This window comes from Actomonas spartinae (genome assembly GCF_051209155.1).
GTDB lineage: Bacteria > Verrucomicrobiota > Verrucomicrobiia > Opitutales > Opitutaceae > Actomonas.
Genome location: NZ_JBPJGB010000004.1, coordinates 193,433 through 217,364, shown reverse-complemented (window position 1 = coordinate 217,364; position 23,932 = coordinate 193,433). Strand labels below are relative to the sequence as shown.

At 55.6% G+C, this 23,932-nt stretch carries 21 protein-coding genes and 1 pseudogene; 6 read left to right on the top strand and 16 right to left on the bottom strand.

Annotated features, from left to right (window positions below):
* The first annotated feature begins 191 nt into the window (after window positions 1-191).
* Window positions 192-1,820: a peptide ABC transporter substrate-binding protein gene (locus tag AC0MRV_RS17825; protein ID WP_472765862.1), complete on the top strand. Its 1,629-nt coding sequence runs from the start codon at window positions 192-194 to the stop codon at window positions 1,818-1,820.
* Between the two features lie 199 nt (window positions 1,821-2,019).
* Here the strand turns inward: AC0MRV_RS17825 and AC0MRV_RS17820 are convergent, their stop codons facing one another.
* Window positions 2,020-2,370, bottom strand: a complete 351-nt coding sequence (locus AC0MRV_RS17820) for a hypothetical protein (protein ID WP_472765861.1) — start codon at window positions 2,368-2,370, stop codon at window positions 2,020-2,022.
* Between the two features lie 198 nt (window positions 2,371-2,568).
* Here AC0MRV_RS17820 and AC0MRV_RS17815 point away from each other — a divergent pair, with 198 nt between their 5' ends.
* Entirely contained in the window at window positions 2,569-2,850 is a 282-nt protein-coding gene (locus tag AC0MRV_RS17815) for a hypothetical protein (RefSeq protein ID WP_472765860.1), read from the top strand.
* 332 nt (window positions 2,851-3,182) lie between these two features.
* Here AC0MRV_RS17815 and AC0MRV_RS17810 read toward each other — a convergent pair whose 3' ends face one another.
* Window positions 3,183-3,548 (bottom strand): four helix bundle protein, encoded by a 366-nt coding sequence (locus AC0MRV_RS17810; protein WP_472765859.1) that lies wholly within the window; start codon window positions 3,546-3,548, stop codon window positions 3,183-3,185.
* 127 nt (window positions 3,549-3,675) lie between these two features.
* A complete protein-coding gene (locus AC0MRV_RS17805) occupies window positions 3,676-4,494 on the bottom strand; it encodes an ExeA family protein (protein WP_472765858.1) in 819 nt (272 codons plus the stop codon).
* A 550-nt stretch (window positions 4,495-5,044) separates the two neighbouring features.
* Here AC0MRV_RS17805 and AC0MRV_RS17800 point away from each other — a divergent pair.
* Complete coding sequence (locus AC0MRV_RS17800; protein WP_472765857.1) at window positions 5,045-5,320, top strand: FtsB family cell division protein; 276 nt, start codon at window positions 5,045-5,047, stop codon at window positions 5,318-5,320.
* Between the two features lie 12 nt (window positions 5,321-5,332).
* Here AC0MRV_RS17800 and AC0MRV_RS17795 read toward each other — a convergent pair whose 3' ends face one another.
* The 3 genes from AC0MRV_RS17795 to AC0MRV_RS17785 form a co-directional block, all read right to left on the bottom strand.
* Complete coding sequence (locus AC0MRV_RS17795; RefSeq protein WP_472765856.1) at window positions 5,333-6,268, bottom strand: GDP-L-fucose synthase family protein; 936 nt, start codon at window positions 6,266-6,268, stop codon at window positions 5,333-5,335.
* Window positions 6,269-6,406: 138 nt separating this feature from the next.
* Entirely contained in the window at window positions 6,407-7,423 is a 1,017-nt protein-coding gene (gene gmd, locus AC0MRV_RS17790; protein WP_472765855.1) for a GDP-mannose 4,6-dehydratase, read from the bottom strand.
* A 217-nt stretch (window positions 7,424-7,640) separates the two neighbouring features.
* Complete coding sequence (locus AC0MRV_RS17785; RefSeq protein ID WP_472766059.1) at window positions 7,641-7,934, bottom strand: VanZ family protein; 294 nt, start codon at window positions 7,932-7,934, stop codon at window positions 7,641-7,643.
* A 541-nt stretch (window positions 7,935-8,475) separates the two neighbouring features.
* On the opposite strand from AC0MRV_RS17785, the gene AC0MRV_RS17780 reads away from it, so the two are divergent.
* Window positions 8,476-9,117, top strand: a complete 642-nt coding sequence (locus tag AC0MRV_RS17780) for a WecB/TagA/CpsF family glycosyltransferase (RefSeq protein ID WP_472765854.1) — start codon at window positions 8,476-8,478, stop codon at window positions 9,115-9,117.
* A 737-nt stretch (window positions 9,118-9,854) separates the two neighbouring features.
* On the opposite strand, the gene AC0MRV_RS17775 is transcribed toward AC0MRV_RS17780, so the two are convergent.
* From AC0MRV_RS17775 to AC0MRV_RS17755, 5 genes and pseudogenes are all read right to left on the bottom strand, one after another.
* Window positions 9,855-11,270: an exopolysaccharide biosynthesis polyprenyl glycosylphosphotransferase gene (locus tag AC0MRV_RS17775; protein ID WP_472765853.1), complete on the bottom strand. Its 1,416-nt coding sequence runs from the start codon at window positions 11,268-11,270 to the stop codon at window positions 9,855-9,857.
* A 205-nt stretch (window positions 11,271-11,475) separates the two neighbouring features.
* Window positions 11,476-12,168: an exosortase-associated EpsI family protein gene (locus AC0MRV_RS17770; RefSeq protein WP_472765852.1), complete on the bottom strand. Its 693-nt coding sequence runs from the start codon at window positions 12,166-12,168 to the stop codon at window positions 11,476-11,478.
* Window positions 12,169-12,533: 365 nt separating this feature from the next.
* On the bottom strand, window positions 12,534-12,677 hold the full coding sequence (locus AC0MRV_RS17765) for an integrase core domain-containing protein (RefSeq protein ID WP_472765851.1): 144 nt from the start codon (window positions 12,675-12,677) through the stop codon (window positions 12,534-12,536).
* Window positions 12,656-13,129, bottom strand: a pseudogene (locus tag AC0MRV_RS17760) (DDE-type integrase/transposase/recombinase); the annotation flags it as partial. The gene AC0MRV_RS17765 and the pseudogene AC0MRV_RS17760, both read right to left, overlap by 22 nt.
* A 78-nt stretch (window positions 13,130-13,207) precedes the next feature.
* Window positions 13,208-13,519: a transposase gene (locus AC0MRV_RS17755; protein WP_472765850.1), complete on the bottom strand. Its 312-nt coding sequence runs from the start codon at window positions 13,517-13,519 to the stop codon at window positions 13,208-13,210.
* Between the two features lie 403 nt (window positions 13,520-13,922).
* Between AC0MRV_RS17755 and AC0MRV_RS17750 the strand changes: the two genes are divergently transcribed.
* On the top strand, window positions 13,923-15,239 hold the full coding sequence (locus AC0MRV_RS17750) for an O-antigen ligase family protein (RefSeq protein ID WP_472765849.1): 1,317 nt from the start codon (window positions 13,923-13,925) through the stop codon (window positions 15,237-15,239).
* Window positions 15,240-15,372: 133 nt separating this feature from the next.
* The gene (locus tag AC0MRV_RS17745) at window positions 15,373-18,432 is read left to right on the top strand and encodes a hypothetical protein (RefSeq protein ID WP_472765848.1); all 3,060 of its coding nucleotides are present in this window, start codon (window positions 15,373-15,375) and stop codon (window positions 18,430-18,432) included.
* Window positions 18,433-18,854: 422 nt separating this feature from the next.
* Here the strand turns inward: AC0MRV_RS17745 and AC0MRV_RS17740 are convergent, their stop codons facing one another.
* The 5 genes from AC0MRV_RS17740 to AC0MRV_RS17720 form a co-directional block, all read right to left on the bottom strand.
* Window positions 18,855-19,838 (bottom strand): NAD-dependent epimerase/dehydratase family protein, encoded by a 984-nt coding sequence (locus AC0MRV_RS17740; RefSeq protein ID WP_472765847.1) that lies wholly within the window; start codon window positions 19,836-19,838, stop codon window positions 18,855-18,857.
* Complete coding sequence (locus tag AC0MRV_RS17735) at window positions 19,835-20,395, bottom strand: LbetaH domain-containing protein (protein ID WP_472765846.1); 561 nt, start codon at window positions 20,393-20,395, stop codon at window positions 19,835-19,837. Before AC0MRV_RS17735 ends, AC0MRV_RS17740 begins: the two co-directional genes overlap by 4 nt.
* Window positions 20,392-21,516 (bottom strand): glycosyltransferase, encoded by a 1,125-nt coding sequence (locus AC0MRV_RS17730; protein WP_472765845.1) that lies wholly within the window; start codon window positions 21,514-21,516, stop codon window positions 20,392-20,394. The genes AC0MRV_RS17735 and AC0MRV_RS17730 overlap by 4 nt, the downstream gene beginning before the upstream one ends.
* Before the next feature lie 64 nt (window positions 21,517-21,580).
* Window positions 21,581-22,372, bottom strand: coding sequence for a glycosyltransferase (locus tag AC0MRV_RS17725; RefSeq protein WP_472765844.1), 792 nt, complete (start codon window positions 22,370-22,372; stop codon window positions 21,581-21,583).
* An 8-nt stretch (window positions 22,373-22,380) separates the two neighbouring features.
* Window positions 22,381-23,925, bottom strand: coding sequence for a hypothetical protein (locus tag AC0MRV_RS17720; RefSeq protein WP_472765843.1), 1,545 nt, complete (start codon window positions 23,923-23,925; stop codon window positions 22,381-22,383).
* Between the last annotated feature and the right edge of the window lie 7 nt (window positions 23,926-23,932).

Genomic DNA, 23,932 nt, shown 5'->3' with positions numbered 1-23,932 from the left:
GGCACGACGCACGCGTCGCACCATCTGCGCGCTGCGCGCTCCGTTTGCGGCCATTTTCTTCCGACGGAGTGCGGGGCCTCCCGCAGACTCGACCATTAGACATTCAGACTTTCCGACCTCTAGACCGCAGCGCATCCGCGCTGCCTGCCTAAACCGCTTGAACCTCGCCCACTCTTGGCTGTCTTGGGCGCATGCTGACCTCCAAACTTCGTTCGCTCTCGGCGCTCACTGCCAGCGTGCTCCTCCCTTTCCTCCTCGCCGGCTGCGGCGGCTCGGGCTCCGCCGGGTCGGATGGCGACCTCAAGGTCCTGCACTTCGGCAACGGCGCCGAACCACAGGACATCGACCCACAGGTCGTCACCGGCACCATCGAGCACCGCATCGTCAAGTCGCTGCTGGAGGGTCTGGTCTCCGAAGACCCGGACCTGAACATCATCCCGGGCGTCGCCCAATCCTGGGACATCTCGGACGACGGACTCGTTTACACCTTCCACCTCAATCCGAACGCCAAGTGGTCCAACGGTGACACCATCACGGCCACCGATTTCACCGAATCCTATCGCCGCATCCTCACCCCGTCCTTGGCGGCGGAATACGCCTACATGTTGTATCACGTGGTCGGCGCCGAGGATTACCAGGCCGGCAAGCTCACCGATTTCAGCCAGACCGGCTTCAAGGCCATCGATGACCACACCCTTGAGCTCACCCTTCGTCAGCCGACCCCCTTCCTGCTCCACGCCCTGAATCACTACGCCTGGTATCCGGTGCCGGTGAAGGTCATTGAGCAGGTCGGCGATTTTGCCACCCGCGGCTCACGCTGGACCCGCCCCGAGAACTTCGTCGGCAACGGTCCCTTCGTGCTCAAGGAATGGCTGCCCAACCGCAAGATCGTGGTGGAAAAGTCGCCGACCTACTGGGACCGCGAAACGGTCAAGCTCGACCAGATTCATTTTTATCCGATCGAAAGCATCGACACGGAGGAGCGCATGTTCCGCACGGGGCAGCTTCACGTGACCAACGAGGTGCCGCTGGCGAAGATTCCGTTTTATCAGGCCGAGCGCCCCAACGACCTCGAGATCGCGCCCTACAACGGCATCTATTTCTACCGTTTCAACACCACGCGTCCGCCGCTCACGGACCCGCGCGTGCGCAAGGCCCTGACCTACGCCATCGACCGCGAAAGCCTGGTGGAGAAAGTCACCCTCGCCAACGAGACGCCGGCCTACACCGCCGTGCCGCCGGGGGTGTTGTCCTACGTCTCCGAACATCCCTTCGAGGCCGACCTCGCTGAAGCCAAACGCCTGCTCGCCGAAGCCGGATTCCCGAACGGCGAGGGGTTCCCCAAGATCGACGTGCTCTACAACAGCTCCGAGAAGCACAAGGTCATCGCCGAAGCCATCCAGCAGATGTGGCGGCAGAACCTCGGCATCGACATCGGCCTCTACAACCAGGAGTGGAAGGTCTACCTCGACGCCCAGGACAACCTCGACTTCACGATCTCCCGCGCCGGCTGGATCGCTGACTACGTCGACCCGCACGTCTTCCTCGACCTCTGGGAAACCGGCGGCGGCAACAACGACACGGGTTGGAGCAATGCGCGTTACGATGAGCTGCTCGCGGAATCCCTCGATGCGCCATCCGACGAAGCCCGCTTCGCGATCTACAACCAGATGGAAAAGATCCTCCTCGAGGACATGCCCATCATGCCCATCTACCACTACACTCGTGTCCGCCTGATCAACCGAGACGTGGTGACGAACTACCACTCCACCCCGCTCGACAACTTCCCTTGGAAGTTCGCCGACGTGAAGGCGCCGTAATCGGCTTGTTTCTTTAGCCGCAAAGAGACGCAAAATTCACAAGAAATCGGCGAATGCCCGCCGTCGAACCACGGCCGGCCCAGCGGTCCGTCCCTACCTTCTTGCGCCTTTTGCGCCTTTTTGCGGCCATTCTTCGCCCACACAGGGGCGCGGGCCCTCCCGCAGACTCGACTTTTCGACTTTTAGACTCACGAAGAGCCTAAAAGCTCTTCGTGTAAACATACCCCTGCGCGTCCTGGAACCGCAGCTCGCGATCGGCGATGCCGATCACTCGCAACTGCAGATCGCGGTCGACCACATCGTTCAGGCGATACACGCGGTCGTTGAAGAGCACCTTCGGATCGGTCGTCGACAGCCGCACGCCCGTCACACGAGCACGCTCCAAATAACGCAACACCACCTCCTGCGGTTGGACCGCCGTGCCACCGGCCGCCCTCGCCGAGCTCCGCGCTTCCGTGTCGCTCAGGATGGTCAAGCCGCCCCCCGCCGCCCGCGTCGGAATCTCGCCAGGTGGCTCAGCCGACAAGGTCTGAGATCGTGGCTCAGGCACCGGAGCGGCGGATGGGAGACTCGAGGTCACCCGCGTAGGCTCAACACCGCCAACCTCATTCTGCGGCGATGACGAAGCGCGCTCCGGCACCGACACAATTTTCGGAGACGTATCGGTCTCGACGCTTTCCACCGCGGCGGCAGCAGGCTGAGACGGACCAATGGAAACGGTCGGAATCGCGACCTCCTCGATTGGCCCTTGCGCCTCTGTAGTGGCCTGGCCCTGTCCTGCGACCGCGGTGATCGCCAGATCTGCATCCTTAGTCTGGCGCACGGCCTCACCCTCACCGGGCGTTGCAAGCAACGCCCCTACATTCCCACCGTCTGCTGTAGGGGTCTGGCTCGCCAGACCCGCGTCAGCATTTCCGACGACGCCATCGGCATCGCCGTCGCCTCCCCGTCCCAGCCACCAGCCCCCTGCCACCAGCAACACCAACCCCACGCCAGCCGGAAGAGCCCACCGCGAAAGTCCACCGCCTGACCGCCGAGTGCGCGCCGCAACCAAGGGATCGATGCGTCCCCCGCCTGCATCGTCTCCAAACGCCCCACCCGACGCCGGCGCCTGCGGTGGCCGCGGTGGAGCCGGCGGCGTGCCCCCCGCATTCAACTCCCCCGCCCCCGGCGGAAGCACGGCGCCCGACTTGGCGGCGTCCTCCGCCGCACGCTGCTTCTGCGCTTTTTTAAGGGCTTCGTTGATTAAACTCATGGTCTGGGTGGTGGTTGCTGGGAGCTGGAAACTGGGGGCTGAAGATAGAGCGCTGGTTTTCCAGATCGTGGTTGCTGGTGCCTGCTGACTGGATCGGTCAGTCGGAGTTAGGAAGTCGTCGAAGCACTTTGCGACTGAATCAACCGAGTCAGCATACGACCGACTGTTTCATTGTCTGCGATGAGTGCCTCAACCGCAGGCTTAAGATCGACGTAACACTCCGCGACATACGTAAGCCATTCCAACGTCTCATCGTTCGAAGCACGCGCCACAATCAGGTAGCGGAGGTAGTCCTGAGGGTATTCACGTCGTCCATACCCCTCGACTATGTTCGCGGAGACCGACTTTGACGCCCGCCGCAACTGACTACCGGTTTCGTAAAGCTCAAACTTCGGTAGCCGCAGACTCAGTTCGTGACAAGCGAGCCCAGAGGCGTGAGCCCGCTGATATACTTCCAACGATTTATAGGACATGATCTTCAGGGTAAGTCGTTGCTAGCGGGTTGCGACCTAGAGTTCTTCGATGCCCTGATCCACCAGCAACTAGCTTCGAGTTTCCAGATCCGAGTTCCCATTGTGACCAGCCTCCAGCAACCAGTCCCTAGAAAGTTAACTTTCTGACGTCCTTGATCGCACGCCTCACATCCCAGTAGGTCACTTCGTCCGATTCGCGGATGAAGGAAGCGAGAAGCGATTTGTCGCAGACGTTGTTGATGATGCGGGGAATGCCGCTGGAGAAGCGGTGGATTTTGCGGGCCGCCCAACTCGTGAACTGGGGCCGCCCCTGACTGCCAGCCAAGGTGAGGCGGTGGCGGATGTAGTGAGCGACGTCGTTGCGCGTCAGCGGCTTCAACTCGTAGTGCACCAGGATGCGCTGGCGCAGTTGCCGCAGTTCGGGGAGCGCGAGGATATCCTTCAGTTCCGGCTGGCCCATGAGGACGATCTGCAGGAGCTTCTGCTTGTCGGTCTCGAGGTTTGAAATCAGGCGGATCTGCTCGAGCACCTCGAAGGACAAGTTCTGGGCCTCATCCACGATGAGCACGATCTCCCGCCCGGCCGCGATGCGTTGCAGCAGCACTTCCTGCATGTGGGCAATCAAATCGTGGAGGCCCACATCCCGCGTGGTCTCCTCGCCCAACTCGCGCAGGATGGCGCGCAGCATCTCAGTCTCATTGACGCGAGGATTGAGAATGAGCGCCGTATCCCACTCAGAGTCCTCCAGTTCATTGAGCAGGCGGCGGCACAGGGTGGTTTTCCCACAACCGACCTCGCCCACCAGCACGATGAACCCCTTGCGCTCCTGCAGACCATAGAGCAGGTGCTGCAACGCCTCTTGGTGGGTGGGGCTCAAGTAAAGGAACTTGGGATCCGGGGTGATGTTAAACGGCATCTCGGAGAGGCCGTAATAACTTTGATACATAAGCCGCTCACCTTGTGAGGCTTTCGCCGAAAAGCACGCCAAAACCCGAGGATCGCCGCCACGCAAGCGCCCGCCCGCGGGCGCTCCCACGATTTTCACACCCGGTTGACGGGTTTCGCGCAAACCACCGGCCGACCAATCGAAATTTAACCACTACCGAGCGAAGCGACACCCGAGGGGCGCAGCGCCGAGGCAATTTCACAGAGAAACACAGATCCACTCCACCGCCCTCACGCCGTCCGGAGGTCGACGTCCACCTAATCAACGCATGGTGGACGCGGACGCCTGTCCCGCGATCGCGGCGATCCCCGACCGCGTCTTCGTTGCCCCTCGGATCTGTGCCCATTTGTGACATCAGTGGTCCCAAAACCCACGTTGCCCCTCGGCCCCAGCAACCAGCTCCCATCCGCCAGCTGACCAGAGACCAGTCCACCAGTTCCCAGCGACCAGCGACCAGCAACCAGCGACCAGCGACCACCTTCACACCTTATTGCCTCGGGCGAGACTTTCCCACTTTGACAAGGTCACCACCCGCGACTTTGGTCGCGCCATGCAACGTTTGGTGACGATCGTGATGGCCTTGGTGTTCGTGGCGATGGCCGCGGGTTCCACCACGGTGTTCTTCCAGACCAAGGCGGAATACGAGCAACGGCAGCAAACCGAACGCCTCGTGAAGGAGCGCCTGCGCATCGCCCAAGACCGGCTCAAGGAACAGGAAGAGATGCTGCAACGCCTCCGCAGTGACCCCGACTACGTGTCCCTGGTCATCCGCCGCCGCCTCGGCTACGCCAAGCCCGAGGAACTCGTCTTCCGCTTCGAAAACTGAGGCGATATCACCTCAGGTCCGAAGAATGCCGGCGGCTTGTTCAGCTTGGAACGAGGTGTAGGTGCGCTCGATGCCTTCGCGGAGCGCAATCCGGGCGGTCCAGCCGAGGGCGCTGAGCTTGGAGACATCCATCAATTTCCGCGGCGTGCCGTCGGGCTTGCTTGAATCCCACGTGATGGTGCCCGCGTAACCGACGACCTCGGCCACGATCTCGGTGAGTTCTTTGATGGAAACATCGGTGCCGGTGCCGACATTGATCAGGTCCGGCGGAGTCTCCATCCGGAGCAGGAACGCACAGGCGTCGGCCAGGTCGTCGACGTGGAGGAACTCACGTTTGGGCGAACCGGTGCCCCACGCCACGACTTCGGGTTGGTTGCTGAGTTTCGCTTCGTGGAATCGGCGGATAAGCGCGGGCAGCACGTGCGAATTCTGGCCGTGGTAGTTGTCGCCCGGACCGTAGAGGTTGGTCGGCATGGCCGAGTGGAAGCAGACTCCGTATTGGCGACGGTAATACTCGGCCAGCTTGAGACCGGCGATCTTGGCGATGGCGTAGGCTTCGTTGGTCGGTTCCAGCGGACCGGTCAGCAGGCAATCCTCCGGCATCGGTTGCGGCGCCAGTTTCGGGTAAATGCAGGAGCTGCCAAGGAAGAGCAGCCGCCCCACCCCGCTGCGGTAGGCCGCGTGGATGCAGTTGGTCGCCAGCGCCAGATTGTCGAAGGCGAACTCGGCCGGATAGGTATGGTTGGCGTGGATACCACCCACCTTGGCCGCCGCGATGATGGCGGCGTCGGGTTTCTCGGTGGCAAAGAAGGACTCAACTGCCGCTTGATTGGTAAGGTCGAGTTCGGCCCGCGTGCGGGTAACGAGCTCAACGCCCGCTTCGTTGGCAAAGCGCCGCACCAGCGCTCCGCCCACCATACCCCGATGACCTGCGATAAAGAGTTTCATAAAACGTATTTAAAATAGGCCCACAGAACACACGGAATACACCGAAACGGAAGGAACATTAAATCACGCTAATTTGCGCTGATGAGCGAAAATTAGCGTTCCCCCGATTTTTGCGACTTCTGCGCTTTTTTGCGGCTATCAAAGCGCGGGCAGCGCCGCGATCTGGGCTTCGCGTTTGGCGAGTTCGAGGTCGGCCTCGGTCATGATCTTGACCAATTCCTTGAAACGCACCTGCGGCTCCCAGCCGAGTTGCTTCTTGGCCTTGGCCGGGTCGCCGATGAGCAGCTCGACTTCGGCCGGGCGCTCGTAGCGGGCGTCGTATTTGACATACTTCTCCCAATCGAGGTCGAGCAGGCTGAAGGTCTCCTGGATGAACTCCTTCACGGTGTGGGTCTCGTTGGTCGCGACAACGTAATCGTCGGGCGTGTCCTGCTGGAGCATCATCCACATCATCTCGACGTATTCCTTGGCGTAACCCCAATCGCGCTTGGCGTCGAGGTTGCCCATGTAAAGGGCGTCCTGCAGGCCGAGTTTGATGCGGGTGGCGGCCCGGGTGATCTTGCGGGTCACAAAGGTCTCACCGCGGCGCGGCGACTCGTGGTTGAAGAGGATGCCGGAGGACGCGTGCAGGTTGTAGGACTCGCGGTAGTTCACCGTCAACCAGTGCGCGTAAAGTTTGGCGCAGGCGTAGGGCGAGCGCGGGTAAAACGGCGTCGTCTCGGTCTGCGGCACGGCCTGCACCTTGCCGAACATCTCAGAGGAGGAGGCCTGATAATAGCGCACCTTCTTAACCAGCCCCGCTTCGTGAATCGCTTCGAGAATGCGTTGGGCACCGAGGCCCACGACGTCACCGGTGTATTCCGGCACATCGAAGGACACCCGCACATGCGACTGCGCGCCGAGGTTGTAGATCTCATCGGGCTGGAGATCGTAGAGCAACTTCACCATCTGCACGCTGTCGGCCAAATCGCCGTAATGCAGAAACAGCTTCACGCCGTTCACGTGCGGATCCCGGTAAAGGTGATCGATCCTGCTCGTGTTGAAAGTCGAGGCCCGGCGGATGATGCCGTGCACTTCGTATCCCTTCGCGAGCAGGAGTTCAGCGAGGTAGGAACCGTCCTGACCTGTGATGCCGGTGATGAGCGCTTTCTTCATAAAAACAAGTAAGATCGGGAAACGCTTTCCGTCTTGGCAAGCCTCGTGTCGCGAAACCTTTGCCACGTAAAACCGTACGGCCACCAACGAAGGCCAGAGGCCGGAAATACTAACGGCAGCCACAGTGCTCGCGCTGCTAGCCTACGGAAGCCGGCAGGGTCCAACAGTGAGCTCGAGCCGCGAACGCCGTGCAGCGCGAATCGCGCTGCAACCTCGATTATCCGTCATCTGCGGCTCTGCCGCCTCGCGACCGGCAACTGCTAGCCCACACCGCCCAACCGATTCCCGCGCCTACCCAAGATGCCAGCACGTCCTTCCAATCACTAGACCGGCCTGGAAGCCAAAGCTGCGCCAGTTCCAAGAAGACGGCTAGGACTGCCGCCAAAACAAACGACGCCGATCCGGATCGCCGATTAAGGGCAAAAACGAAAACGCCAAACAGCACCGCGAAGGCCGGTACGTTCCTTAAAATCCCGTGCCGGTCCACCGCCTCGCCCAACCATACGGGCATCCAACCGATTTCTCCAAGGTACGGCGAAGCCCGCAACGACAGGAAGCCGAAGAGACTCACTGTGAGCAACGCGACTAACACGCGTATCCACGTAGACACAAATTAAAGAAGCCGAACCAACGGCCGAGCGCAAGCTAGTCGCTAGCTCCGCACTGCCGATGGCAGCCACGGTGCTCGCTGCGGTAGCCTACGACGGCCGGCACAGCCGGCACGGTCCAACCGCGGGCTCGCGGAGCGAGCACCGTCCGCGAGTGCAGCGTCCAGCGCTGCCACCGCTCCGGCGCTCAGGTCAAATTTCATCCTTTAAGCTTGGCGACCGACCAACACGCTGTCGCTGATGTCGACCGAGCCAAAGGAGCACCGCCCCCCCATAGCAGCGTCCCGCACTGCACCGTCCTCGGACGTCCGATGTCCCACCGCAGATGCGCAGCCGCTGCCGACTCGCCGAATCCTTGGTGTCGACTACTTCGTCGGGACGATTGAACAGGCGGTCGCCAAGACAGTCTCTGGTGGCTTGGTACTCGCTCCCTCCGGGCCCGGGATGACGGTCGATATCGTAAACTCCAAAGAATATCGCGAAGCGGTGCAGAACGCCGATCTGGCAATCACCGATTCGGGTTACATGATCCTGCTCTGGCGCCTGTTGACAGGAGAGAGGCTGCCGCGACTTTCCGGGCTGCGTTTCATCCATGCCCTTTTGCGCGAGCCGGCCATGAAAGAACCCGGAGCCTCTTTCTGGGTAATGCCCAACCAAGCTGAAAGTGACCGCAATGTAGCCTGGCTGAATGCCCACGGATTCAGCGTTACCAACGACGACATCTATTTGGCGCCATTCTATGGCTCGGCCCGGATAGACGACCCGGAATTGGTCACTCGCATAGAGGACCGTCGGCCTCTTCTCGTCATGCTCTGCATTGGCGGCGGGATTCAGGAACGCGTGGGGCTCTACTTGAAGCGTCGGTTGAGTTATCTCCCCGGTATTCCCTGCCTTGGCGCCGCCATAGCCTTTGTGACTGGAGGCCAAGCCAACATCCCTCCTTGGGCCGACCGACTCATGCTCGGCTGGCTGTTGCGCACGCTCTCGAACCCGAAAAAATTCGGCAAACGCTACTGGAATAGCATAGGCCTCGCCCGCCTGCTTTACCGCCACCGCGAGCGGATGCCACCGCTTCGCAGCCGGTGAATCGTGAAGCCGAAAAGTCAGACGGCGCTCGCTAGGCGAGCTGACGGTGAGACGGTCGATCGGTGCCTCCGGTATCTTGTCCACCTCCTCCCATTGCGATGAGCACCGAGGGTATGAGATTTTTGAACTTCGAGAAACTGGAGGTCTACCGAGCCGCATTTTCGTTTCAGCAGGCCATTTTCCACACGAGCAAGCTTTGACTGAGGGAAGAAACCTATTCCCTGACCGGCCAAGTACGCCGCGACCGTCGATCAATCGGCGCGAAAATAGCGTAAGTATGTGCGAAACGGCGATACTCTGCTCCAAGTTTTTGAGCGACCTAACCGGCTCTGACGGCCAGCAACAAGACGCGGCGCGGTACGCGAAGCGGCGACAGAAGCCTGATTAGAGCGGGTGCCAGAGAATTGGGCGTGAGAGTAACAATCACTGCCTAGGCTTAACTCTGCCGCAGGATGCAAATACATCTCATCGGAAACGCAGGAGTCGCTTCGTTTCGGGGCCAAGAAAATTGGACGTATGATGGCATGTATGATGGCCAAGCACGACGAGATCTACCGCTAAAGCGGTCGGATCCACATCGGCCAGTGCCACCATTGGCACGCAACGTGATCGCTATGCGGTCCTTCCGCTTGAAAAGAGGTATCACGGGAAGCTTTCGTGAAGCAGATCGCACTATCACCGTCCGATCGTGAAGATGGCGGTGCCCATCGAAGTTGCCTCCGGTAGCGCCGCTGCCGCTAGTAAGCGCTCTTCGGCGGAAAGAACACCTGCCAGAAGGTGCGTAAGATGATGACGACATCCAGCGTCAAGCTCCAGTGGTTGACGTAGTAGAGATCCCAATACACTCGGCGATTGAGTTTGGCCGGATCGTCAATCTCACCGCGAAAACCCTTGGTCTGGGCCATACCGGTGATACCCGGCTTGACCAAAGTGCGCATGCGGTAAGTATTCTCCTGAAGCGCAAACTCCTCATCGTGCTGGGGCAAATGTGGCCGGGGCCCCACGACACTCATTTCGCCCCTCAGGACGTTGATGAACTGGGGAAATTCATCGAGGCTACTCCGTCTTAGAAATCGCCCAAGCGGGTAGATGCGGTCATCCGCCGTCGACGCTTGTTTCGCTTCCTGTTGGTCGTTTCGCTCCGCCGCATACATGGAACGGTATTTGAACATCTCGAAAGAGCGTCGGTTTTGTCCGCCGCGCGGACGCAAGAAGAACACCGGGCCGGGCGACTGCCAGCGCTGCACCAGCCAAACAAACAGCGTCAGCAGCGGTAGCACGAAGAGCACCACCGGCAGAGAGACCGCGATGTCGAGGAGACGCTTCAGCGCCCGGTTGATCGGATCCTCCAACGGCTCCTCCTGCAACGCAAGGAACTGATGGCCACCTTCCTCAATGGGCACAAAGGACTGGGCCATTCGGTCCGCGTAGTTGTTGTAGATTAACAAGCGCGCCCCCTCCTGTTGGCAGGCATCCACCAAACGCTCCATGACGGCCACATCCTCCATTAGCTCCATCACAATGACCTGCTGCACCCCTAAGTCCTGAATATAGCCCCGCGCCTCCTCCACCGTCCCCACGTACGGCGCGATCAACGTGTCAGCACGCGAAGGCGTCTCGTTGCTCACGAGCCCCACCGGTTTGATGCCCAGATGCTCCCGATTCGCAATCCAATCATTTAGGCGTTCCAGCGCCTGAAAACGTCCGACGAACAAAGTCCGCAACAACCGCTGCTGCGGAAACAGCAACCGCGCGAGTTCCCGCGGCACCCGGGCATGGCTCCACCACAGAAAGAGGAACAAAAGAACAAGGTAGGATCCCAGAAAAAGGCGGCTCACCGCCCGATCCTTGATCGCAAACATGAGTGTAAAAATACACGCCGCGACAATAAGAGTCTGTCGCCCAGCGAGTAAGATCGTATCAAGCAATTGTAGCCTGTGAAGTCGCTGCGCTTCTTCGGCCATAGTACGAGCACTGACCAACATTCCTACGATCACCGACAACACGTAGGGCATAAGGTTTAGATTATCGCTCAAGTCGATGAGTGGCAGCAGGTCGACGGCTTCTGCCAACGAAATGAACAACAAACTGGACGCCACAAGAGTGAAGAACCCGTAGGCCGTGACCAAACCTCTCAATCGATAGGCAATCATCAGGATATCGATGCAACGCACGGGCACCCCGCCAGCGCAAGCGCGTTATGCACTACGCATTTGGCACAGGACGCCGGTCGTGCCAATTCCGCACTCCCGAGCTGCTGACTCGGTTTTTCTTTTCATCAGACTACCTCCGCGGAGAGCCTGTCACAGTCCCTCATGGACCAAACTGTGTATCGGCGTGAAACCGCACTCACTGGAATCACTCGGGGCCAAAATCGACGAGAGCACGCACTGTTGCAACCAAAGGGTCTATCACAGGTCGCAGATTTTCGCTACCTAGGGGTCTAGCTGAGGATAGCCTGATAAAAAACTGCTCCTCCCTCTGATTCATCCCGTCTCGCCAAATGTCCGCAAGCATTGCATACCAAGGTGGTCGTCCAATTGTTCCATAAGACACCGCTTGGCGGCCAACGACGTGCCAGAAAAGAACGTGTTCTCTTGTGCCTCCGACTGAAAAGACCCGCGACTCCGCGATTGGAATGCTACCAGTCACGTCAGTCCAGGTTGAAAGATGCGAAGCCGCCTCCAGTTTCCAGCCGTTTTCAACCCAACAGACATCCGGCGTATGCCTAGCAACGTCCTTGATCGACATTCTTCCCGCCCCCCAATAGGCAATGTAGACCGACAACCGATCGGAGCGAGGCGACCTGTAGTCCACGAAGACGGCGTCATCAAAATTAAGGATCTCGCCGACCTTCTGCCGCATCTCCGGGGAATCAGCAAGAGAACGTTGCTCCAGTATCCACCCCGGCGGCGGATCGGGCAGAAGTCCAAGCACCGAGATGGAGGAACGACTCTCCGGTGAAAGCGTTGAACCAAACAAGAGGAGGCCTACCGCAGTCACCAGCAAAGCGAATCCCGAGCCCATAGTGAACTTCTTTGCACCAGTCATTCTTCGTAACAAAAGGCTCTCAATGTGAAAAATCGCGAGCGCTAATCACCGAAGAACAAATTACCACTTCGTCAATCCGAGAAGAGGGAACTCAAAATAGGCGGGGCGGGCGCGCCCAATGCGTCTCTTTCTGACGTTTCCCCTGACTGGTGGTCTCCCAAGCGCTGAAGCTTGAAAACGAGAGTCCGGGGGGGGGGGACCTTGCCCCCGTGGACTGGAGCGTTGGGCTCTAATTCTTGCGGCTAGGATGGTCGGGTTTCGGTGGTGGTTTTCCATAGCTTCCTGGCGAAGACTGCCAGAGGCAGCGAGGCCAGAGAGCTATGCGAACGGTAGTGAATACAGTCTTTGCGCCAGGCTTCAAGTTTCTAGCGTGCGTCTTCCAGTTCGAAGAACAGGTGCACGTTCAGGCACTCGTCGCGGAGTCGTCCGTTGAAGCTCTCGACGAAGCCGTTTTCGACCGGCTTTCCCGCGGGACAAAGTCGAGGCGCAACTGGTTCTGGTAGGCCCATGCGTCCATCGCCTTGCTGTAAAACTCACAGCCATTGTCGACGCGGATGGCCTCTGGCCGAGGACGACCCTTACAGACCTCCGTGAGTTGGGTGGCGACGTGGGTGCCACTCATACCGACTTCGGCCCAGATTCGCAGCGCTTTGCGAGTATACGCATCGGTCAGCGCCAGGATCCGGAACATCCGGCCGCTCTCGAAGCGATCCGTTACGAAGTCCATCGACCAGAGTTGATTGGCCTTCACCGGCGGGATGATCGGACCGCCTTGCTTGGCTACCCGCTTCTTCTTGTGCCGCCGGCTTAGCCCCAAACCTTCCTTGCGATACTGTCGGAAGATGCGTTTCGCATTCACCAGCCAGCCCTCACGGCGCAGCATCGTCGCTAGCCGTCGATAGCCAAAGCGCACTTGCACCCCATCCAACTCACGCAGGCGCTTGCGCAGCACCGGCTCCATCGGATCCGGCTTCGCCTGATAATAAAACGACGAACACTGCAACTGCATCACTTCACACGCTCGAAACTGCGCCACATGTTAGGCATGCACGAGCCGTATCGCCAACTCGCGTTTGCGCGCAGGGCTAAGATTTTTTGCGATCACCTCCTGGAGCATGTGCTTGTCCAAGCTCAGATTCGCGACCAACTGCAGCAGCTTCGCGTTCTCATCGCGCAGGTGTCGAATCTCTCGGATCTCGGAGGAGCCCAAACCGGAAAATCGCTTCATCCAGTTGCAGAACGTCGCCTCGGACACACCCATCTGACGCCACAGGTCGGCGACCTTTCGACCGCCCTCGGCCTGTTTCAGGGCGTAGACGATCTGTTCATTAGTGGAGCACTTCCTTTTCATCTCGGGGGTCCTTTCAGGGATGACCACCCTAGCCGTTTCCGCTATCCATTTGTCGGGGTCAGCGCCCCCCCGTGGCCGTTTCTTGCCGCTTCGGCAATCCAGCTCTTGGGAAGCAGATCAATCCGCTCGACACGCTTTTTGACGAGAAACACGGCCCCACCCGTCATTGCACTTCTTTCAGAATCTCCTCTTGCGCCACTCACGCGTTTTTGCGGCTATCCCGACAATGCCATCGTCGCCAGACCAACTGCTTCGGAAGTTCCGCGGCAACCAACGCGCTTCGCTGCCTATTCACCCTTTGGAGAAAGCTTTAGCATGGGTGGTTGCGCTAAATGCCTGTTCGCTACCGTGGATGCTAGGAGGAATGCGCCCTTGGGCGCAGCTCGCCTCTCTGAGTCTGTCGGTGATTGCCTTCAGCCTTTCGCTTATTCCCCGACACTTTGCAGGAAATTACACCCGAGCTGAATCGTACACATATTACCCCCACCGCAAGCTCCTGCGTTGGCCGATCTGGTGGATATCCGTGCTCTTTTTTGGATGTATCCTGATCCAAGCCCTCAATCCTTCCTACGAATTCGTTCAGCGAGAAACTACTTGGGCCATGCGAAGCATCCCGAATCACATCACTTGGCTGCCTTCAGGAATGAAGACTCCGTTCAACATGATGAACCCTTGGCGCCAAATGCTAATATGGGCCGCCCCATTCCTCTTGGCTTGCGCACTATGGGTCGGGTTCTCGCGGCGCAAAACGTTGGTAACCTTGCTAACCGCAATCGTGATCAATGCAACAGTGCTAGGACTTACTGGAATCGCCGCGCGCTTCACCGCTCCAGATAAGATACTGTGGCTGACTGACGGCATTCCCAACTATGCATTCGCCTCCTTTATTTACAAGAATCATGCGGGGAGCTTCTTCGCGCTCTCCGCTTCGTTGACGCTTTCCTTAGCCGTTTACGCACGTCAGCGCGCTGCGCGCCGACAACTGCGCAGCAGTCCTGCTAGTCTGCTTGTGTTTGGCTCCATGATACTGTTCGTGGCGGTGCTCCTTTCATACTCTCGAGCGGCTATCATCATTCTTGCTGGATTCCTAATTATTATGACAATAGTTGGGTTTGGGCGCTTGATTTATTCCGGCGGCTTCGCCCGCGCACCGCTGGCAATTGGAATATTTGCACTCGGAGTTGTCTTGTTCGGTCTGATCGGTGGGAAACTCGTCAACTCAGAAAAAACCTTAGACCGAATCAGTCGCCTGACCGACACCGAGAAGTCCGATCGTTCGGTTCTTTCGCGACAAATGGCTTGGGATGCAGGCGTAGACATGGCGTTGGAACACCCCGTCGTCGGTTGGGGAGCCGGCGGTTTTCGATTTCTTTTCCCAAAGTACCAATCGAAGCACCCTGAGATTACTTTCGTAGGCTGGCGTCCTCCCCCGAACAACTACCTTTTTTGGGAACACGCTCACAATGACTACCTGCAATTGCTGATCGAAACTGGATGGAGCGGAGTCGGAATGTGTTTTTTCGCTGGTCTACTAGCTTTTATGAGTTTCGTCCGAAACCGGGGTTTGCTTCATCTACCGGCCCTTGGCCTAGCAGGTGCCTGCGGGGTTACCCTCGCTCACGCAATAGTCGACTTCCCTTTGCAGAATCCAGCAATCCTCACCACCTTAGCCATAACTGCCATATCTGCGCTGATATTTCCTACACAAGAACCGCGGTAGTCGTGATGCCGAAACAGGCATGCTGTTTTTGAAAGAAACCGATTATAATATCCAGCTCAAGCCCCCCTTGGGGAGGCACTAATTCTTGACCTATTCTACGAGTTCAATACATGATTACAATTCAGCCATTGCCGTGACTGAAACGAAGCAACCTCCAAAAGAGCAACTCATTCGTACAGTCGCCTTGGGCGCTATCTTGTGGATAACCACTCCGCTGCGCTCGGCAGAGCCTGCATCGAAATATCTTGGATTCGACACGGGCTGGTCGCCCGAACAAACTGAAGCCACGCTCGACGACCTCGTTGTCAATGGATCCCATGGCACTTGGCTTCGGATACGCAATATGGCCGAGTCCCCGGTTTTGGCTCCACCCGAGGGTGAGCGCGGAAACGAAGCATCGTTCAAGGGCCGGGTCGGAACAGTTCGCGCGGACTTGGCTGCCTTGCGTGAACGGGGCCACCGTGTCGTCGCCATGCTTCGGTGGTCGTACCGATCATGGGAAAGTGGAACCCGTCCCCATCGCTCGCATCTTCCGATAGACTTAAAGGAGGCCTACGAGCGCTCCCACGACCTCGCCTTCACCTACGGCGACCTAATTGATGCTTGGGAAATCGACAACGAACCCGACATCTCGTTTGTGCCTGAAAACGCCGAAACCTTCGCAGCTTTTTACAAAGCATGCAGCCTCGGCATATTAGACGGCCGCAAGAAGGCGCAACGGACTCAAAATCGGATAACAAATAATCAAAGAATACTCAATGACCTTGCCGGCTCAGCCGATATCGCGTCACGCCCACACTTTCAAAATCAACGCGCAGCAAGCGCCGTCATGCACTCGCCCATGGCTTTGCCTCCCGGCCCCTACTGGCAGGAGCTAGTTGCTAACGAGGTATTGAGCTATACCGAGGCTTTCAATTACCACTTTTACGGCTACCCCGAGGACTTTCGCGGGGTGCGCGATGCCTGGGTGGCTGCGCTCGAACAAGCGCAGCGGGTAGAAAAGCATGAAGATTCGGTTCGGAAAGTCCGCTCCTCTGGAAGTAGCAATCCGTCTAGATTGCCAGTAAATAGCAAAAGTTTGCGATACGAGGGCCCGCCTTTGGCTTCCCCTGGATTCGACCTTGATCGCGCAAGGCGATCACTTCCCATTTTCCTAACAGAATACGGCTACGGTCTGCTCGACCGCGTTGACCGCTATACCTTAGAAGGGCGCGAGCGGCAAAAGCGGTTCTTCGAGCTCACCCTACCTTCCATAACTGACGGAACCATTGCCGGAGCCATGGCCTTTGTCTTCATGCCCTACTACGAACGCGGCGTGAATGAATTTGGTTTGTTGGCCGAAGCACCGGGGGGCCTTCGATCCGGGTCGCTCGCGCAACAAAGTGAGATCATACCGCAGGAGGCGTCCAGTTTTGAAGGAGAGCAAGTCGACTCGTCAACGACTCCTTCCGCTGAACCTTCTACCCAAAAACATCCTCTACCTATCGGTTCAGACGATACCTTCCCACTTTTGACCGATGGAGACATGCCATCTGAGGTGGTAATCGACTTCATCGCCAGCGATGACACCCGCAGCGTAAAACGCTACAATGGTCACTTACTCGAACGCGTAAGCACAGCGACCGCGCAAAATGAGGAACTCGACTATTCGTCGAAGCCCCCTCGCTCCACCTCCTCAGGCAGTTTCGCCCTCGTTCTTTACAACTTTAACGACGAACCGGTAACTGGCACTATAGCTATCGCTCTGGAGAACGGAAACGTCGCACAGAGCCAAGACGTTTCGGCGCGACTCCCCCCCCCCACCTCTTCTACAGATGCGAAACGTCCGGGCAAATCCACCAAATCAGCGGTGAAAGAAGACGCATCTTCCGAGCCCCCCTCCCCCTATCGCCGTCCCGATACTCCGCGCTCTTCTCTCCGCCCGCCCAGTGAACCAGACTGGCCTAACGCCGAAACCCGCATCACCATCACGGAGAACGGCAAAACATACGCGGTCACCCCGGCGTTGGAGTTCTTGCTTCAATCGGCGGGAGACGGAGAACAAAAGACCAAGATTGGAAACCTCGAACACCCCGCAGAAAACGGCGAACAGAATTCGGATGCCACTCCCACGGCACCACGTAGCCGCCGCCACACCCCGCTCGCCAGTGCCGCAGCGAAAGCGGAATCTCTAGCATTCGTTTCGAATCCGATCACCCTTGCCCCGATGGGGCGTCGCGAACTCCACTTCACCGCCGACCTCCCAAACGAAGATTTTCGAGGCTACAGGCTTTGGGCAGTATGGAACACAGATTCACGAGCAGGCGATAACGCAGACGAGCGCGAATCACTATCTCATCAGGCCACCCCTTCAGCCAAAGCTGATTCGACGCCCAGATCGACAACTTCTAATTCCGCGACAGCGAATCTAAACGGTGTACAGCCGCATTCCACCCGACTTGCCACTCGGCTCTACCCCTCTCCCTCTGGCTTCCGAGCCAAAATTGTGGACACCTTCAGCTTTACCGCCGAAGACAACGCTAGCACCCGAGCCCGCCAAATAGCGCGACCTCGGGTGTACGGAGAGGCTGAGCTATACCAGAACCGCACGGCAAGACGCTGGCTCAGCACCAACGGAGCCAAAATCGACGAAACGGCCACCGGCTGGCGAATCACCATCAACGACCTACCCTCCGAGCCGCTGCGCCCAGCCGAACTGGAACTTCCGCTACCTGCCTACTGGAGGTTTCCGCCCGACGCCGCACTCAGCCTCAAGTACAGACTTGTTGTAGATGAGCCCAATGCAATCAGCGGTCCTGTCCGACTCAACCAAAGCGAAGGTCGATCAACCTCTGGAGCTTCATCAAACTCCAACACTTTCACCAAATCAGAGAATTCGCACAATCGCTTCGAGGAAATCGAAATCAACCTCCGCGATAAAGACGGCACCCTTTGGGGGGTTTGGCCCCGTCTTAATGCCAGCACATCTTGGCAGTCGTACTTTGAACCAATCGGGAATTTTTCGCCCATGTTTTTTTCGCGACCTGCACCGCAAATCGGTAACCTTGTCCACCAATTCTCCGACGAAAGCATTGCCGACGACCAAAACTCCATCGAAGCAGCGAGCCTTGTGGTTCTCGTCCGCCCACGCATCATCCCGACAATTATAGAAATCGAATCCATCTACCGCATCGAGCTAGAACCCATTTATTAAAATATCACTTGACGCCTAACTCCCCTACCTGTTGCGCAATTCTAAAACACTTAAGTTCTCCCAACTTGTAGGTAAACGCCCCTATTGCACCCACCGGAACCAAAAACCTTGCCCGCCAAACGACGGTCCGATGCCTATAACCCATTGCTTTGTCGCTTCAGTCAGCCAAATAAGGAACAACTTCGAAGCAAGCTACCACGCCGAACTGTGCAACAAATCCCTTAATCACTGAGAACTTAGCCACCATTAAGACGCCCTCAAAGCAGGCGGGAACTTTAAGAAAAACAACAAACTCGGCCTCCACACAATAACGTCCTAAGCAGACAGCGCCTCTAGCGCACCCCAAGCAGCGTCAAAAGCAACGCCCTCTGGAACTTACCACGCAAACTCCACATACTTGGCCTGCAATTTGCGCCGAACCATCAATCAATAGCACCCGACTGTTGCATCCAGCGCACCGTCACATCCGTACCTTGCTGCCAAGAATAAGGAAGTTCACCCGTCACAACCTTCAACTCATTTAGCTGCGGATATACCATGTCTGCTACAAGGTTCCTCAGTCGAAATGTCGTTAGCGGTGCGCAATCGCCATTGCGAAACAGATTAATACAATCACCAACTTTTGCCGCAAGCCACATTGCCGACATTGGAACTGTAGGGATCTTCCCCGGCAACCCGAAACTGCGATGTATGTAATTCGCCCACTCACGCAAAGCGACCGGTTCATAGTCACCCAAGTAAAATGTCCTTCCGTTAATTATATCGGAAGGGGCTTTGGACAAAGAAATCAACTGAAAGACCGTATTGCCAACAAAACCAAAAGATTTATTCGGATTGTGACCTCTCTGGTGAAAATATCTGCGCGCTTTAACTTGGTCGAAAAAATTCCGATATGGGATCCCAAAACCAGGCCCCCATATTGACGTCGGACGAACAATGACCCATTCAAAAGGCACCTGCGCCGAACGAACCAGAGCCTCCCCCTGCATCTTACTTTCACCATAATAATTCGGCGGCGAGTACTCGCTGTAAGAGCTAGGAATATGGTCAATGCGACAAACCATACGACTGGAAGCGAAAATAACACGCCTTACAGACGACGTACTCTCACAAACCTGAATTACATTCTGAACACCTTCAATATTGGCAGAATAGTCCGCAACGGATCGTCCCAGCAAATCGGTACGCGCGCCTAAGTGAAAAACTACCTCCGGGCGAAAATTTGCCATGAAGTCTGCGAGCCCAACGGTGTCCAAAAGATTGATTTGAGAAAATCTTAACCCCGTTTGATACTCCAATGGTTCACGGCAATCACAAGCAGCAACCTCGTGCCCCTCGTCAATCAATGCTATGGTCAAATTCCGACCAATAAATCCGGTTGCTCCGGTGACTAAGATTCGTGTCATTCTTCCAAAACTCTAGTACCTACTCTTTGCGCAGGATTACCACGCATAATCGCCCAGGGCTCTGTTGACCTGGTAACCACTGCAGCCGCACAAAGCACGCAATGCTCACCGACAACAACCCCAGGACCAACAAATACACATGATGCTATCCAAACGCCACGTTCAATCGTGGTAGGAGCATTCAGATAGGACATTTTGCTATCCTTAAAGTTATGATTACCAGTAGCGATATACACACGGTGCGCAATTGCAACATTGTCCTTAAGAACCACCGGCGCCATATTCAAAATACCGGTATCTTCGCCAATCCAACAGTAATTACCAACAGTAAGCCTCCACGGCAAATGAATATTAACACGTGGCCTAATAACAACCCCCCTCCCGACACGCGCACCAAAAAGTCTCAGCAGAAGCACTTTCAAACGCACTGGGTAGGGAATCGACGACATGAAAACAATTGCTTTGACCAAATGCCACAGCATAAAAGCAATTAAGCCACAACCACGATCGAACCCATTCCGCGGATCGAATTTATCATTCCTAACCTCGATACTCATAACGCAAATACACTTCTACATGCATCGTTCAGCTGGCTCGCCACCACTGCCCAAGTATAATTATTCTCTACTAATTCTCGCCCCAGGTGCCCTCTTTGATTTCGCTCTACGTCTGAAGTGTTAAGCAGTTGTTTTAACGAACTACGCAAACTTTCCATCGACACGTCACTACACCATCCCGCCCCGGATTCTTCTACCTCAGGAAAATTACAAGCTGTGGTTATCACGACGGGCAAATGAAAAGCCAAAGCCTCCAGAATTGCGACAGAAAATCCTTCTGAACGAGAAGGAAGCACAAAAGCATCGGCATTAGCGAAAACACCAAACTTTTCAGATCCACCAACAGCGTCCACAAAAGAAACATCATTCTGAATCCCAAGTGTTGATGCTAGCCGTAATAATGAGAAACGTGCTCCATCATCAGGACCGACGATCTTAATTTCCCAATCAATTCTTTTTGACCTCTCGATTCCAGCCCAGGCATTCAAAAGTATATCGAGTCCCTTCTTCTCATGGACCCTGCCCAAAAACAGCAAGCAACGACGGTGACGTTTCAACGTACCCCTCTCGCCCATCAAACTGAACGAATCGATACCCTCCAAGTCAATACCGTTGGGACACACTACAATAGGCGCTTTTACACCTTGCGAACGAATTTGACCTTCTTCTTTTAAAGTCAGGGCCCGCCACAATCCGGAATGAAGAAAGTTAGCATCCTCGAAAAGGAAACGAGCCATACGCTTCTTCCAAACTGACCTACAGGTAATCCATGGTTCGAATATACCATGAACATGGTAGACTAACGGCTTGTTCTGAAGACGTGCCTCTCTGCCCATTATCCAGTTACTAGCTGTATAGAACCCGTGCCCATGAATAATATTTGATTCGGCCACCAGCTTCCTCGAATCATTTAGCAAATCAATCGAGAAACATGCTTTAACAGGCCCCATCGCACGATAGCCGCCCACTGCTGAACCACGGAAGGTGCTCTTCTGTGTTATCCCGACTAACTTGGATTCTGTACCCGTGCGCGAAAGCGATGCGCTGAGTTGCGCCGCAGCGCTAAATATACCACCTGCATTCTCACCATCAACCGATTGAACAAAATGGCAATGATTCATCTGGGTTTCTACTGGGTTAAAACCTATTCTAGATCCTGTGCCCAAACTCCTTTCAAACCATCAATCATACTCTATCAACAGAAGCTTTGACGCTACTACGCCCTGACAAGAATCTACGCAAGTACTGGGGCAAATTCACCATCCTGTAGAACAGCAACGCAAGCCGCGACTGAAATCGCGCAGGATACAAACCAAAAGAACGCAACATCTCCTCTCGCTCTTGCAAACCTACTTTATTTGCCGATAGTTGCTGATCATGTAGTCGATATGCAGCGCACACCTCGGAAACATAATCGCATCTAACCTTGGACCGCATCGCCCTTATCCAGAAATCGTTGTCTGCCTGGATACTATATTTCTCATTGAATCCGCGCATCCTCACAAACAATGAACGTCGCACAAGAACAGCCTGTTGCGTAAATATATAGATCCCGAACGTCGCCAAGAAAGGAAAAAGCCAGTAAAACTTGGTTGAAGTCGATTCAACAATCTTATTCTTATTCCAATCAACAAACTGGACGCGCCCATATATAATATCCGCCCTCGAAGATCGACTACGCTCAATTAACTTTGCCATTCCAGGGAGCCAATAGTCGTCATCATTAATATATCCCACCCAGTCAAAATCCCCGCCATGACGAAATATTATATCATTAACCGCACCGTAAACTCCGCCAGTTCGAGATTCCGGGACGACATGCACCTCACTTGGCAAAAGATTCGTTAAGTTTTCAGCTGATGCGCTTGGACAAGTAACAATATGGGCAACCTCTGGATAATCTCGAACACTTTGCACGGAATCAACTATGCATACACGTTCTCCGAGAGTGGGCGTTACAATAAGTATTCTTTTCATTTTAACATCTACTCTTGTGTACGGACACGGGACGTTCCGGAAGACGTTGACGCGCGAATTAGAAAACCCAAAGCCATGCCAATGAAAACTACCTCTTTTATCCAATAATAGAACGGAATACCAAAGAGGAAGAAACCTTCGTACGTTATTACAGCAAAACACATCGCGCAAAATCCCACAATATGCCACCCTACTGATGGAGCAGAAACGGAACGATCAACAAAACCGCTCAAAGTCCAGAATCGAGACGGAACCTTAACGTTAGGTAGATGTAGACGATGTTGCGACCGTACCAGAGTAGACCGCAACTTGTATAGACAATATATTGGAATGACGCCGAAAATTACTATTTGCACAAAGAAGCCAAGAACCCCCATTCGCGCAATTAATTCATAGGTCCGCACGTGGAGATAAACCTCGCTCACAGCAAGATTCTTCCACCCATCAAGTGCAAGGTTCGTCAATCGTAAGTTCGTGCCATAATCAGCACCGAAGCCTACACCCATTCCTCTTGTTGTCACCAATACGTCGCGTAACACTAGCCAATCATCCATATAGAGTTCATTAGAAACGGAGGCGCTGTTAGATGTATCCCGCGTAGAAAAGCTTCGCAACCGCTCTAAAATCTCATCGCTATTGAATAGGGAGACCGCAAAAACTAGACCGCCGACAATTGTTATGACACCCAAAACAAACCCTTTGAGAGCAATCACTCTGTACCGACCCGACAACCAGCCATACAAAAGTACAAACACTATACTATTCGCCAAGGAAGCCGCGAGATCGGACCTTCGGTAGCTACCCGTCATTAACATTAGACCACCAACCACGAGCAGAACGGCCAATAGTGAAATGTACATGTTTCGTCGAATAGGAACCGTAAATAGAAGAACAATCCCGGCCAAAAAGCACACACGACACTGGAATAAGAAAACAGAGTCAGCGGCTAAAGTGTTAACACCAAAAATTTGTGCTTGGTATAGACCGCTGTAGAAAAGAACCGGGGCGATAATCATCCGCAACAATGCTGCAACCACCGCACCAAGTAGAAAACCCCTCATCCATACTGAAACCTGTCCATTTGCCGCAAAAAGCCAAGTCACTACACCAAAGACGCCCCACTGTCGCACTCCTGTAGATAAGGCCTCTAGCAGCTCTCCCGTGCTGAGTGCAGCGCGTGCGCCCGAGAAGACGGAAAAACCAATCGAAATAATTAGCACCAAGTTCGCAATAGGTCCCGCTTTACAACCGTACATCAGCGCTAGAGAAAATATAACGCAGAACGCAATTGTTACGAGGATTTTATGCAATGAAATAAATAAATCTGGATTCAGACCGAATGAGTTAAAATAGTTTCCTCCAGTCAACCACGTCCCGGTATCCGGAAAGGCAAATACAAATCCTAAAACTAAACATAAACCAACGATGAATCCGGATGAATTATCATCATCGACTCTTGTATTGTTAATCTTAAAAACTTCTAGAAGCCGGAGGCTAAACGGCAACCTTAACATTCTTCGACCTGTTTGAACGCCTCTGCGATCGTACATCATACAATTA